This window comes from Streptomyces sp. NK15101 (assembly GCF_020400725.1).
In the GTDB taxonomy this organism is placed as follows: domain Bacteria; phylum Actinomycetota; class Actinomycetes; order Streptomycetales; family Streptomycetaceae; genus Streptomyces.
Genome location: NZ_JAINVG010000050.1, coordinates 39,910 through 52,996, shown reverse-complemented (window position 1 = coordinate 52,996; position 13,087 = coordinate 39,910). Strand labels below are relative to the sequence as shown.

The following is a 13,087-nucleotide window of genomic DNA, read 5'->3' as shown; positions in this document are numbered from 1 at the left end:
CCTGCCGTATCTCTCCGTCGCGGCGGGTGTCGCGGGCCATGTTGAGCATGGGTTCGACGGCCAGCTTGCCGCCGCGGACCAGGCCGAGCGCGTACGCCGCCGAGCTGGCCTTCACCACGGAGTCGCTCTCGTCGAGGACGACCGCGGAGGAGCGCAGCACGGACAGCACGGTGTCGACGCCGGGCGGGAGCACGGCGTCGGTGTGCAGTGAGGTACGGGTCGGGCGCGCCTGGTCGCGCTCGCTCCAGCGGAACGCCAGCATGGCGATCACGCCGGTGCACACTCCGGCGATCGCTGCCAATGCGGCGACCGCCGCGTTCACGTCCATGTCTCCAGGTTATGCGGGGCCATGGACACTCTCCCAGCCGTCCGAGCGGCTGCTCGAACAGTCGTCGCCCAGAGTTCACCGAGGAGATGCGGGTGATTCATTTGCCCCGGCGAGCAGGGTGGCGCGTGTCGCCCAGAGTTCACCTGGGGGAAAGTGACGGTTCACATCAGGGGGTGGAACCGGACGCACAGGGGGCCGAACGTGGGAGCGTGGGGGTCCGAAGCCCCACCCGGACCCCGGAGTTTTGCGTAGAGAGGGACACCATGCGGGACGCGTACCACGAGGAACTGGACTCGATCGGCGAGGGCCTGGTCGAGATGGCCCGCCTCGTCGGGTCGGCGATCGGGCGCGCCACGACGGCGATGCTCGACGCGGACCTCAAGCTCGCGGAGAGCGTGATCGCGGCCGACCAGAAGGTCGACGACCTCCAGCACGACCTGGAGGCGCGGGCGATAGCGCTGCTGGCGCGGCAGCAGCCGGTGGCGACGGATCTGCGGATCGTGGTGACCTCGCTGCGGATGAGCGCCGACCTGGAGCGCTCCGGCGACCTGGCGCAGCACGTGGCGAAGCTGGCGCGGCTGCGGTTCCCGGACACCGCGGTGCCGCGGGACCTGCACGCGACCATCCTGGAGATGGGACAGCTGGCGCAGCGCCTGATGGCGAAGGCGGCTGAGGTCATCATCACGAAGGACGTCGACCTGGCGCTCCAGCTGGAGCAGGACGACGACGAGATGGACCTGCTGCACCGCACGCTCTTCCAGCACCTGATGGACGACCGCTGGAAGCACGGCATCGAGACGGCCGTGGACGTGACGCTGCTCGGCCGGTACTACGAGCGGTTCGCGGACCACGCGGTGTCGGTGGCGAAGCGCGTCGTGTACCTGGTGACGGGCGAGCACGCGGACGAGCTGCAGACGTCGGACGCGCCGGTGGAGGGCGCATAGGAGCGCGGGCGCCGATGCGCCGTTGATGCGCCGGTCCGGGTGGGCATGCAATGGGGGGAGGCGAAGCTCGCCTCGAATAGGGAGGGACCCCATGGCCGAATCCCCCATGACGACCGACGCCACGCCGGAGGCACCGCGCGAGGCGGTGTTCCTGCCCGTGCTCGGCGCCTGCGGCTGCGGCTCGGGCTGCGGCTGCGGCTGCCAGTCGGGCTCCCCGTGCCAGTGCGGGGGCTGCTCGGGCTGACCGGTGAGGGGGGCGCGTTCACACGCGCCCCCTTCTCCCTATATGTCGAGCACGCCGACGACCTGACCGCCGCTGACCTCTCCGGTGGTACGGAATCCCAGCTTGTCGTAGAAGCCGCCGGGCCCGTCCTCGCCGGGCTCCCAGGTGACGTAGAGCCGCCGCTCGCCGCGCCGGCGCAGCTCGTCGCGCACGGCCTCGACGGCGAAGCGTCCGTACCCCTTGCCCTGTCCGGCGGCGGCGATGTTGAGGCGCCAGAGACCACTGCGCCGGTCGTCCGGGTCCTTCTCCTCGTTCCAGGGGATGTCGAGGAAGGCCATCAGGAACCCGATGAGCTCGTCGCCGTCGAAGATCAGCCGCGGCCAGGCGTTCTCCCCGAAGGCGTACGCCTCCGCGAGGGAGCGCACGACGGGGGCGACGTTGCGCTCCTGGTGGGGGTGGACGCGCAGTTCGAGTGCGGCGTCGATGGTGGCGGGGGTGACCTGCTCCAGACGGAGTGACGTGCTCATGCGGGGACGGTAGCGAGTCACCGTGGTGTCCGCGCGCGAATTCCCGGCCCGGGACACGCGCGGACACCGACGGCGGCCGGATCCCGCTACCGCTGGAAGAACAACACGGAACGCAGCTTCAACCGATCGGTGGCCGGGCGGCCGTGAGGACGGAGCGTCCAGTGGTCGCCCGAGCAGTCGGTCCCCGTGAAGACCATCGCGTACTCGTCCGTGTCGTTGTGCGGTGCGAAGGCGGGCTCGGAGGCGCCGGGGTCGGCGGCCTCGGGGACCGTGAGGCACTCGCCGCGCGCCGGGTCGTGCAGCGTGCCCCGCTGCGGTTCACCGTCGAGGCCGGCGAACGAGTAGCCGAAGTCGCCGGTGGCGGCGTGGGCGGGAGAAGCCAGGGCGGCGGTGAGGGCGAGTGCGCCGCAGACGGCGGCGACGGAACGGCGGAGACGCACGGGGGTTCTCGTTTCGGTGGAGACGACCAAGGTCGTCCCATTCCTGGCCCCCGCCGCCGTCCCCCAAGCGGCACGCTCCGGCCGGAAGGTTTCGCCCTCACTCGTCCGGCGCAAGGACGGGCCTCAGGGGGTGAAGACCTCTTCGAGACGGTGGATCGCCCCGTCGTCCCCGGTCTCGTACCGGAAGACGAGCCCCGAGTCGGGGTGGGCGTTCACCCAGTCGATCAGCTCCTGCACGCCGATCCGCCGGTTCTCGGTGCTGGTGACGATCGGGTTGGTGACGGTGACGTACGCGGCCTGGTCGAGGGCCCAACGGCTCTCCTCGCCGGTGACGACGAACGGCGCTCCGTCGGAGTCGGGCGATCCGCAACCCCAGGCCCCGTGCTGGACGACGAGGTTCACCTTGCCGGTGCTGCCGTCGAGTTCCTCGATCCGGTAGAGGGCGAACTCGTCGGGGTCGACGTCCTCGGGCGCGGGCGGCGAGTCGACGCAGTCCCCACCGGCCGGAGCGGGCTCGGGCTTCGGCGCGGGCGGGGGCGTCGAGCCGGGCGCGGCGGTCTTCGGGGCGACGGGCTTCTTCACGGCCGGAGCGGCGGTCGGGGCGGCGGAGGGGACATCGGAGGGGGCGGAGGTCGGCCCGGCGCCCCCGGCCGATCCGGTCGGCGCGGGGGCCGCGGTGCTCGCGGCGGGCGCGGCACCGCCGGCGGCGGCACCGCCTTCCTGGCACCCGGTGAGCACGACGGTCAGCGCGAGGGCGGCGAGCGCGAGGGCGGCGGGTCTGGGACGGTCGGCGTTCATCGGGAGGTCCCCCTCTTCCACGGGCGACCACCACCCGGCCGCCGCTGCGGGGAACGTAGCAACGCGCCGACGCCGTGCACAGCGCCCCGCCCCGCGATGTCACACACCTGGTACGCCCCCGGAACCCCCCGCCGACACGGGGTCGCGGTCAGCCCTCGCCGTCACCGGGTGCCGTGAGGTCCACCCAGATCCACGGCGCGTGGTGCCACGTCCGCACTTCGCCGACGACGAGGCCGGAGGAAGAAGCGCTTGCAGCGCGCCTGGGCTGAATCAGGTCCCCGTACAGAGGATCGCCAGGTCCTCGCACCGGCATCCAGGTCCGGAGTGGGCCCAGCGCATGAAAACGCCTCCCATCCGCGCCATATGCGCAGGTGGGAGGCGTGATCGCTTTTCTTACTTCTTCTTGCCCTGGTTCTTGACGGCCTCGATGGCGGCCGCCGCGGCCTCCGGGTCGAGGTAGGTGCCGCCCGGGTTGAGGGGCTTGAAGTCCTCGTCGAGCTCGTAGGAGAGGGGGATGCCCGTCGGGATGTTGAGGCCCGCGATGTCGGCGTCCGAGATGCCGTCCAGGTGCTTCACCAGGGCGCGGAGGCTGTTGCCGTGGGCGGCGACCAGGACCGTGCGGCCGGCGAGGAGGTCCGGGACGATCGAGTCGTACCAGTAGGGGAGCATCCGCTCGACGACGTCCTTGAGGCACTCGGTCTGCGGGCGCAGCTCCGGCGGGATCGTCTGGTAGCGGGCGTCGTGGGCCTGCGAGTACTCGCTGTCGTCGGAGAGGGCCGGCGGCGGGGTGTCGTACGAGCGGCGCCACAGCATGAACTGCTCCTCGCCGAACTCGGCGAGCGTCTGGGCCTTGTCCTTGCCCTGGAGGGCGCCGTAGTGGCGCTCGTTGAGGCGCCACGAGCGGTTGACCGGGATCCAGTGGCGGTCGGCGGCCTCGAGGGCCAGCTGCGCGGTGCGGATGGCGCGCTTCTGGAGGGAGGTGTGCAGCACGTCGGGCAGCAGGCCGGCGTCCTTGAGCAGCTCGCCGCCGCGCGTCGCCTCCTTCTCGCCCTTGGCGGTGAGGTTCACGTCCACCCATCCGGTGAACAGATTCTTCTCGTTCCACTCGCTCTCGCCGTGGCGGAGGAGGATCAGCTTGTACGGTGCGTCGGCCATGCGTACGAGCCTAATCGACCGCTGACGATTGACGCGCGTCGTCAATTCGCTGGCGTCCGACCCCTGAGATGCGTAAGTTACGGGAGGCGGAAGCAGGGCTTACACACAGCAGGGGGGCGCCTCACATGTCCATCGATTCGCTCAGACGATCGGCCCGCGAGACGGTCTCCGGTCTCCCTCCGGGTTTCTGGTGGCTCTGGCTGTCGACCCTGGTCAACCGGACCGGCGCCTTCGTCCTGACCTTCCTCTCCCTCTACCTGACCGTGGAGCTCGGGCACTCCGCCTGGTTCGCCGGACTCGTCGTCGCCCTCCACGGGCTCGGCGGCGTGGCGGGATCCCCGCTGGGCGGCACGCTCACCGACCGCTGGGGCCGCCGCCCCACCATGGTCTCCATGCACCTCGCGGCCGCCGCCTGCGCCGCCGCCCTCGCCGTCGTCACCAGCGCCTGGGCCATCGCCGCCGTCGTCCTCCTCATGGGCGTCGCCATGCAGGCCGTCCGCCCCTCCATCAACGCGACCATCGCCGACATGGTCCCCGCCCACGACGTGCGCCGGGCGTACGCCCTCAACTACTGGGCCCTCAACCTCGGCTTCGCCATCGCCTCCATCGGCGGCGGCGCCGCCGCCTTCCTCGGCTACCGCACCCTCTTCGTCGTCGACGCCGTCGCCACCACCCTCTGCGCCGTCATCGTCTTCCTCCGGCTCCCCGAGACCCGCCCCGAGGCCGCCGTCGGCGAGCAGGGCGAGCCGGTCGCCGAGGCGAAGGTCAGCATGCTCACCGTGCTGCGCGACGCGCCCTTCCGGACGCTCGTCCTCCTCAACCTCCTCGTCTGCCTCGTCTTCACCGCCCCCTGGATCGGCCTGCCGCTCACCATGGCGGACCAGGGCCTCTCCCCTTCTTCGTACGGCGTCGTCATCGCCGTCAACGGCATCGTGATCGTCGGCTTCCAACTGCTCGTCAACAAGCTGACCGACAAGCGCTCGCCGGTCCTCCTGCTGACCCTCTCCGCCCTCCTCTTCGCCCTCGGCACCGGCGCCACCGCCCTCGCCGGCTCCCCCGTGGCCTTCGCCGCGACCGTGGTCGTCTGGACGGTCGGCGAGATGATCCACGTCCCGACGAACGCCGCCGCCACCGCCCGCCTCGCCCCCGAGCACGCCCGGGGCCGCTACCAGGGCGTGATGGGCATGTCCTGGGCCGTCGCCGGCTTCGTCGCCCCGATCGGCGCCGGCGCCATCGTCGGCGGCCCCGGCCCCGACGTCCTGTGGGCCGCGACCACCGCGATCGGCGTCGTCGCCGCCGTCGGGTACCTGACCCGGTTGCGCAGGGCCCTCTCCGACGAGACCGGGGAGGCCCAGGAGAACGTCGTCAGCGCCGCCGAACCGGTCAGGGCCGAGGACGCCCCTCCCTCCTCCGTCAGCGCCTGACCCCGTCGGTGCCGTAGGCCGCCCACGCGGCCACGGCGAACCCCGCCCCCTCCCTGCGCACTTCGGCGGCGCCCGCCCCGCCGAAGTGCGCGGGGACGACCAGTTCCCGCTCGTCCGCGGCCCGTTCGAGGACCCGGCGGCGGCTGGCCGCCGCCCCGGCCGGGTCCAGGCAGAAGCAGCTCGCGCGCGCCGGGTCGAGGATCTGCACGGGGCTGTGGAGGAGATCGCCGACGAAGACCGCGCGGTCGGTCCCGGAGGCCAGCCGCAGCACGGCGGAGCCCGGCGTGTGGCCGGGCGCCGACTCCAGGACGAGGTTCTCGTCGATGCGGTGGGACCCGTCCCACAGCGTGATCAGACCCGCGCGGTGCACGGGCGCCACGCTGTCCTCGTAGACCAGCCGGTCCTCCTCCCGGAGGCCGCCGCCGTACGCGTTCCCGGGGCCGAAGTGGAAGTCGTCGGCGGCCGTGAGGAGGTACTGGGCGTTCGGGAACGTCGGCGTCCAGTCCCCTCCCCCGTCGTACGTGTTCCAGCCGACGTGGTCCGCGTGCAGGTGCGTGTTGACGACGACGTCGACGTCCTCGGGCCGGACGCCCGCCCGTTCCAGCCGGCCGAGGAGACCGTCCCGCCGCCGGTGGAAGTGCGGCGAGTCCGGCCGTTCCCGCCCGTCGCCCACCCCGGTGTCGACCAGGACGGTCCGTCCGCCGCTGCGCAGCACCCAGGTCTGCAGCGCCATCACCGCGCTGTCGCTCTCCGGCGCCCAGTGGTCCGGCGCCAGCCACTCCTCCCCGTCCTTCCACACCTCGGCCCCGGCGTCCGGCACCAGGGTGCGGGCGGGCGCGAACGGCCCCCGCCACTCGACGACCCGGACGATCTCGACGTCCCCCAGGACGATGCTCCGTGCGCTCTCGTTCGTCATGCGACCGACAGTAGGGAGGGGTGAGTGAGACCCTCAATGCCCGTCCTGCTCCTCCGGATGCGCGAGACGCTCACCCCCGGCCCGTACGGGGGTACGCTCCCCGCCATGGTGGACGTGGTCAGCGACGCGATCTCGGCCGTACGCGTCGGGCGGCCGTCCTCCGACCGGGTACGGGTCGGAGGACGCTGGTGCGCGCGGTTCGACCCGTACGACGGGGCCGGCTTCCACGTCGTCCTCAGGGGCGGCTGCTGGCTGCTGCCCGACGGCGGCGAGCCGGTCGTGCTCGGCGCGGGCGACGCGGTGCTGCTCCCGCACGGCACCGGGCACGTCATCGCCGACTCCCCCGCCGACGCGGCGGCGGTCGCACGGGCGGTGTCCTTCGAGCGGTGGGCCCTCCACCCACGACCGCCCCGGCCCGCCCCGGGCGCCCGAGAGGTCGAGATGCTCTGCGGCAAGTACCGCCTCGACCGCACCCGCGCCCACCCGCTGCTCGCGGAACTCCCGCCCCTCGTCCACCTCCCCGCCCGCGCCGGCGCCCACCCCGAACTCCGGGCCGCCATCGGCCTCCTGGAGGGCGAGCTGGACGAGCGGCGGCCCGGCGCCTCGCTCGCCCTGCCCAGCCTGCTCGACCTGCTGTTCGTCTACATGATCCGGTCCTGGACGGCCGAGAGCACGGCCGGAGCCTGGCCGGCGGCCCTGGGCGACCGGGTGGCCGCCGCCGCGCTGCGCGCCCTGCACGCCGACCCGGCCGCCGCCGCGCTGCGCGCCCTGCCCGCCGCCCGGGCCGCGCCCTGGCCCGTCGCCCGCCCCGCGGCCGCGGCGGGCGTCTCCCGCCCCACCCTGGCCCGCCGCTTCACCGCCCTGGTGGGCCGGCCCCCGATGGCGTACCTCGCCTGGTGGCGGCTGACCCGTGCCGCCGCCCTGCTCAGGGACACCGGTGACCCCCTGGCCGCCGTCGCCCGCCGGGTCGGCTACGGCTCGCCGTACGCCCTGTCCCACGCCTTCCGCCGCGAGTTCGGCATGACGCCGGGGCAGTACCGGGCGGGGATCACCACCGGCGGCTGAGCGCCCGCTGCGCCTCGTACAGGTTTCCCGGGCGGACCGTGCCCGGCCCGCCGTACGCCTCCACGCGCGCGTGGAGGTCGCCCGTGAAGTCGGGGACGTCGGTCTGGTCGAACTCGCGGACCTCGCTGATGCCGACCGTGGCGCTGTACGGGGCGACGGTGTCGATCTTCACCAGGCCGGCCCGGCCGTTGGTGACCGTCACGTTCCAGTGGGCGAACCGGGCTCCGTAGAGCGGCCCGGCGGAGGCGTCGCCGCCGTGCCGGCCGTTGTTCTCGACCGTGATCTCGGTGCGGACGTTGGCGAAGGGCATCCCGCGGTGGGTGTCGAAGGTGCCCATCTCCATGACCCCGCGCGACCAGACGTTGTGGCTGGACAGGCCTTCGACGTTGATGCCGTGGAGCTGGGTGCCGGCAGGGGCCGGGACGGTACGGGCGGCGATGCGGAAGTCCTCGACGAGGTTGTCGTGCGCGCCCTCCCGGCAGAAGTACGGGTGGTGGGAGCCGCGCCCCTCCACGCGCGTGCGGCGCAGGGTGCAGGCGGAGGCCGCGACGAGCCCGAAGCCGTTGTCGACGTGGCGGACGACCACGTCCTCGGCCCAGCAGTCGTACGCGCACTGGAAGGTGACGCCGTTGTAGCCCTTGTCGAGGAGGTGGGGGGACTGCGGGGTCTCGACCGCCTCCAGGGTGAGACCGACGACCCCCGAGTCGGTGAGCGGCTCGGCCCCCGAGACGAGTCGGGGGTCCCACTCGGGGCGGAGGTCGAGGGGCAGCGGCCGTTCGAGGGTGACCTCGCGGCCCGCGATCCGGGTGATCCGTACGGGCCGCTCGTAGGGGACGTACGAGGTCAGCTTCGTCTTGTCGTCCCAGGCGTACGCCTCGGGGCCGGGCCCGCCGCCCGCCATGTGCTCCAGGAGGGTGTGCCCGGCGTCGTCGGCGAGCCGGAGGACGACCAGGTCGCCGGACCGGAGTCCCGACGGGTCCTCGGTCGTGACGCTCCGGTCGCCCCGGCGGGCCGGGCGGAGGGCGGTGAGCGTGGTCCACTCGTCGCGCCGGTTGCCGGTCCAGCCCTCGAAGGGCCAGGCCCGGTCCCGTATCGCGGCGGTCAGGGACGCGTGCCGGGCGCGCGGGGAGAGCCAGATGAGGCCGCCCGCCCAGGACCAGGAGGACTTGTCGCCGCCGTAGCGGGAGCCGTACGGGCCGATCAGCTCGGTGAGGCTCCGGGTGGCGAGCAGGGTCGTGCGGCCGGAGCCCGCGCCGCGCAGGACGACTCCGCTGTGGCCGATCCGGAGGTAGTCGTCGATCCGGTACGTGCCGGGCGGCAGGAGGACCGTGCCGCCGCCCCGCTCCCCGGCCTCCGCGAGGGCCCGGTTGATCGCGGGGGCGGAGTCGGTCGAACCGTCGGGGGTCGCCCCGTGGGCGACGGCGTTCGCGACGACCGGCGGGCGGGGCGCGCGGCGGGCGCCGGCATGGGCGCCGGCCCGGCCCACGTAGGGGATCTGCGGGTGGGTGTAGGGGGCGGCCTCGAACTCGCGCCAGAGGCCGGCGGACCGGACCGACGGGACGAACCCCGTCGCGCCCGTGCCCCCCGCCACCGCCACCGCCACCGCGCCGCCGACGAACTGCCTTCTGCTGAGTGCCATGAACCTGAGCCCTTTCACGTACATGAACGGTGTTCAGATCTGCGTCGGGCGTGAGCATGGCAGCAGAAGCCCCCCGCGTGAAGGGGCAGGGGGACAGGTTTCCGCCTCAGCTCGACTCAGGTCAGCTCGCCGGCTTCTGGGTCAGGTTCCTGAACGCGTCCAGGTTGCGGGTCGACTCGCCGCGCGAGACCCGCCACTCGTACTCCCGGCGGATCGCCGACGCGAAGCCCAGCTCCAGGAGCGTGTTGAAGTCGCCGTCCGCCGCCTCCAGGACCGAGCCGAGCAGCCGGTCCAGCTCCTCCGGCGTGACGGCGGAGAGCGGGAGCTTGCCCGCGAGGTAGACGTCACCGAGGCCGTCGACCGCGTAACTCACGCCGTACAGCTTGAGGTTGCGCTCCAGGAGCCAGCGGTGGACGCCCGCCTCGTTCTCGTCCGGGTGCCGGATGACGAAGGCGTTGAGGGAGAGGGAGTGGCGGCCCACCCGGAGCGACAGGGTGGTGAACAGCTTGCGCGTGCCCGGGAGCTTCACGACGTACGAGCCGGGCTCCGGGGCCTCCCAGTCCAGCTCCGCGTCGTTGAAGGTGTCCTCGATGATCCGCCGAACGTCCTCAGCCATGGTGCGAGCGTACGCGACGGCGGTTCTCGCGCAGCCGGTGGTCGTGCACGGCGGCCGTGTACACGTCCGCCGTGCCCGAGGCCGCCGTGTCCCAGCCGAAGGAACTCGCGTGCAGCGCCGCCGCCTGCCCCATCCGGGCCGACAGCGACGGGTCCGCCGCGAACCGGCCGAGCGCCCGGGCGTAGTCCGCCGGGTCGTGCCCCTGCACCAGGAAGCCGGTCACGTCGTCCCGTACGGCCACGGGCAGACCGCCGACCGCCGCCGCGACGACCGGGGTGCCGGCCGCCTGCGCCTCGATCGCGACCAGGCCGAAGGACTCGCTGTACGAGGGCATCACGAGGACGCTCGCCGCGCGGAACCAGTCGGCGAGGCGGTCCTGCCCCACCGGCGGGTGGAAGCGCACGACGTCCGAGATCCCGAGCTTGGCGGCCAGCTTCTGCAGCTGCTCCGGCTTGGCCAGGCCGCTGCCGCTCGGGCCGCCGACCACCGGGACGACCATCCGGGAGCGGAGGGAGGGGTCCTGCTCCAGGAGCCGGGCGGCGGCGCGCAGCAGGATGTCCGGGGCCTTCAGCGGCTGTATCCGGCCGGCGAAGACGGGGATGAACGCGTCCTGCGGCAGGCCGAGCCGGGCACGGGCCGCGGCCCGCCCGTCGGCGGGGCGGAAGTGGTCGAGGTTGACGCCCGGGTGCACGACCGCGATCTTGCCGGGGTCGGCCTCGTAGAACCGGGCGAGCTCGTCGGCCTCCTCGGCCGTGTTCGCGATCAGCCGGTCGGCGGCGGCGACGATCTGCGTCTCGCCGATCACCCGGGCCGCGGGCTCGGGCGTGTCGCCCTCGGCGAGCGCGGCGTTCTTGACCTTCGCCATGGTGTGCATGGCGTGGACGAGCGGGACGCCCCAGCGCTCGGCGGCGAGCCAGCCGACGTGGCCGGAGAGCCAGTAGTGGGAGTGCACCAGGTCGTAGTGGCCGGGACGGTGGCCCGCCCACGCCTGCATCACGCCGTGCGTGAAGGCGCAGAGCTGCGCCGGCAGCTCCTCCTTGGCCAGACCCTCGTACGGGCCGGCGTCCACGTGCCGCACGAGCACGCCCGGGGTCAGCTCCACGACCGGCGGGAGGCCGCCGGTGGTGGCCCGGGTGAAGATCTCCACCTCGATGTCGATGGCCGCGAGCCGCTTGGCCAGCTCGACGATGTACACGTTCATGCCGCCCGCGTCGCCCGTGCCGGGCTGGTGCAGCGGCGAGGTGTGGACGCTGAGCATGGCCACGCGCCGGGGGGCGCGGTGCCGGCCGGGGAGCCGGAGCCTGGCCGGCGCCGGGTGCCGGTGCCGGGTACCGGCGAACCGGGACACGTACTGGCTCACGTCGGCGGTCCTTCCGCTCGGGGGCCGTTCACGGGCCCCGGGGCTGGGCTGAGCTGGTCGGGCATGGCAGGTGGAGGGCGCGGGCGTCCTCCAGCCGCCACAACACCGGAATGGCCCCTTTCATTTCCGACGGAAGGGGTGCTTTGCCAATTCGTTGCCGGGCGGAGGGGCCGAGAGGCCTCCTCTTGGCCGTCGGCGGGGCGGGATCTGGCCGTCCGGGGGGCGGGTCTTGGTCGCCCGGCGGGGCGGGCCCCGGCTGATCTGGCCGGGGCGGGGTCTGGCCGTCCGGCGGGGCGGGTCCCGGCCCCGGCGGGGGCGGGTCCCGGCCCCGGCGGGGGCGGGTCCCGGTCGCCCGGCGGGACGGGTCCTGGCTGATCCGGCCGGGGCGGCTCCCGGCCGGTCCGGCCGGGACGGCTCCCGGTCAGTCCGCCGAGGGCGGCTCCCGGCCGCCCGGCCAGGGTATGGATCCCGGCCCCGGCGGGCCCCCGGCCGGGGGCCCGCCCCCTCCCCCGTACCCCTTACGCTCATGGCATGGCCCCGCGCACCACCCGCCCCGTCGGCACTCCGACCCGCGGGACCACCAACCCGAACCGGCTGCGCCGCATGGACCGCTGGATCGCCGCCGTCCACGGCCCCGCCCTGCGCCGCTCCCCCGAGCCGCCGCTCGCCGTGGACCTCGGATACGGGGCCGCCCCCTGGACCGCCGTGGAGCTCCTGGCCCGGCTGCGCACCGCCGAGCCCCGCACCCGGCTCTACGGCATCGAGATCGAACCGGCCAGGGTCGAGGCCGCGAAGCCGTACGAGCGGGAGGGCCTCTCCTTCCTGCACGGCGGCTTCGAGGTGCCGGTGCCCGGCCGGGTCGCCCTGATCCGGGCGGCGAACGTGCTGCGCCAGTACGACGAGGACCAGGTCGCGGCCGTCTGGGCGAGGCTCCGCGGGCGGCTCGCGCCCGGCGGGCTGCTCGTGGAGGGGACCTGCGACGAGATCGGCCGCCGGCACGTGTGGGTGGCGCTCGACGCGGACGGGCCGCGCACCGTGACCTTCGCGACCCGGCTCGGCTCGCTCGACCGGCCTTCGGACCTCGCGGAACGGCTGCCGAAGGCGCTGATCCACCGGAACGTGCCGGGCGAGCCGGTGCACGCCTTCCTGCGGGACTTCGACCGGGCGTGGGCGGCGGCCGCCCCGTACGCCTCGCTGGGCGCGCGGCAGCGGTGGATCCGCTCCGTCCGCGACCTCGCGGCGGACTGGCCGCTGACGGACGACCCGCGCCGCTGGCGCCAGGGCGAGGTGACGGTGCGCTGGGAGGCGCTGGCGCCACGCGGGTGACGGCACGGGGGGCGGTGGCGGCGCCACGCGGGTGACGGCACGAGGAGGAGCGGCGGCGCCACGCGGGTGACGGCACGAGGAGGAGCGGCGGCGCCACGCGGGTGACGGCGCGTCGGCAGGGATCCGATCGGATCCTTCCCCCGTTTTCCCCAACTCCCGCTGAATTTCCCGTACGCGGGGAACGCCACACGCACATCACTCGTCCCCCGTGAGGGGAACGGGGCCGACAGGCCCCTGTTTCCCCTGTTGCTTTCCGGTTTCGCATGGCACTATCGCCAGGTCACCATCAAGTTACTGACGGTAAATCAGATTTGGGTCACTCGAGG

13 protein-coding genes and 1 pseudogene are annotated in these 13,087 nt (G+C 73.7%); 5 read left to right on the top strand and 9 right to left on the bottom strand.

What is annotated here, in order from left to right:
• A pseudogene (locus K7G60_RS24825) lies at window positions 1-328 on the bottom strand (two-component sensor histidine kinase); the annotation flags it as partial.
• Between the two features lie 263 nt (window positions 329-591).
• Here K7G60_RS24825 and phoU point away from each other — a divergent pair.
• The gene (gene phoU, locus K7G60_RS24820) at window positions 592-1,272 is read left to right on the top strand and encodes a phosphate signaling complex protein PhoU (RefSeq protein WP_225803157.1); all 681 of its coding nucleotides are present in this window, start codon (window positions 592-594) and stop codon (window positions 1,270-1,272) included.
• Window positions 1,273-1,363: 91 nt separating this feature from the next.
• Window positions 1,364-1,516: a hypothetical protein gene (locus tag K7G60_RS24815; RefSeq protein ID WP_225803156.1), complete on the top strand. Its 153-nt coding sequence runs from the start codon at window positions 1,364-1,366 to the stop codon at window positions 1,514-1,516.
• A gap of 38 nt (window positions 1,517-1,554) precedes the next feature.
• Here the strand turns inward: K7G60_RS24815 and K7G60_RS24810 are convergent, their stop codons facing one another.
• The 4 genes from K7G60_RS24810 to K7G60_RS24795 form a co-directional block, all read right to left on the bottom strand.
• Window positions 1,555-2,022: a GNAT family N-acetyltransferase gene (locus K7G60_RS24810; RefSeq protein ID WP_225803155.1), complete on the bottom strand. Its 468-nt coding sequence runs from the start codon at window positions 2,020-2,022 to the stop codon at window positions 1,555-1,557.
• 86 nt (window positions 2,023-2,108) lie between these two features.
• On the bottom strand, window positions 2,109-2,462 hold the full coding sequence (locus K7G60_RS24805; protein ID WP_225803154.1) for a hypothetical protein: 354 nt from the start codon (window positions 2,460-2,462) through the stop codon (window positions 2,109-2,111).
• Between the two features lie 123 nt (window positions 2,463-2,585).
• Complete coding sequence (locus K7G60_RS24800; protein WP_225803153.1) at window positions 2,586-3,260, bottom strand: hypothetical protein; 675 nt, start codon at window positions 3,258-3,260, stop codon at window positions 2,586-2,588.
• Window positions 3,261-3,653: 393 nt separating this feature from the next.
• Window positions 3,654-4,415 carry a phosphoglyceromutase gene (locus K7G60_RS24795; RefSeq protein WP_225803152.1) on the bottom strand — a complete coding sequence of 254 codons (762 nt, stop codon included), beginning with the start codon at window positions 4,413-4,415 and terminating at the stop codon, window positions 3,654-3,656.
• Window positions 4,416-4,540: 125 nt separating this feature from the next.
• On the opposite strand from K7G60_RS24795, the gene K7G60_RS24790 reads away from it, so the two are divergent.
• A complete protein-coding gene (locus K7G60_RS24790; protein WP_225803151.1) occupies window positions 4,541-5,839 on the top strand; it encodes an MFS transporter in 1,299 nt (432 codons plus the stop codon).
• Here the strand turns inward: K7G60_RS24790 and K7G60_RS24785 are convergent.
• Window positions 5,829-6,755, bottom strand: a complete 927-nt coding sequence (locus K7G60_RS24785; RefSeq protein WP_225803150.1) for an MBL fold metallo-hydrolase — start codon at window positions 6,753-6,755, stop codon at window positions 5,829-5,831. The genes K7G60_RS24790 and K7G60_RS24785 overlap by 11 nt on opposite strands.
• A gap of 108 nt (window positions 6,756-6,863) precedes the next feature.
• On the opposite strand from K7G60_RS24785, the gene K7G60_RS24780 reads away from it, so the two are divergent.
• A complete protein-coding gene (locus tag K7G60_RS24780; protein ID WP_225803159.1) occupies window positions 6,864-7,820 on the top strand; it encodes an AraC family transcriptional regulator in 957 nt (318 codons plus the stop codon).
• On the opposite strand, the gene K7G60_RS24775 is transcribed toward K7G60_RS24780, so the two are convergent.
• From K7G60_RS24775 to mshA, 3 genes are all read right to left on the bottom strand, one after another.
• On the bottom strand, window positions 7,804-9,459 hold the full coding sequence (locus K7G60_RS24775) for a glycoside hydrolase family 55 protein (RefSeq protein ID WP_225803149.1): 1,656 nt from the start codon (window positions 9,457-9,459) through the stop codon (window positions 7,804-7,806). The genes K7G60_RS24780 and K7G60_RS24775 overlap by 17 nt on opposite strands.
• A gap of 121 nt (window positions 9,460-9,580) precedes the next feature.
• The gene (locus K7G60_RS24770; RefSeq protein ID WP_225803148.1) at window positions 9,581-10,075 is read right to left on the bottom strand and encodes a YbjN domain-containing protein; all 495 of its coding nucleotides are present in this window, start codon (window positions 10,073-10,075) and stop codon (window positions 9,581-9,583) included.
• Window positions 10,068-11,435, bottom strand: a complete 1,368-nt coding sequence (mshA, locus tag K7G60_RS24765; RefSeq protein ID WP_225803147.1) for a D-inositol-3-phosphate glycosyltransferase — start codon at window positions 11,433-11,435, stop codon at window positions 10,068-10,070. Before mshA ends, K7G60_RS24770 begins: the two co-directional genes overlap by 8 nt.
• 531 nt (window positions 11,436-11,966) lie before the next feature.
• Here mshA and K7G60_RS24760 point away from each other — a divergent pair.
• Entirely contained in the window at window positions 11,967-12,761 is a 795-nt protein-coding gene (locus K7G60_RS24760; protein WP_225803146.1) for a trans-aconitate 2-methyltransferase, read from the top strand.
• Window positions 12,762-13,087: the final 326 nt, after the last annotated feature.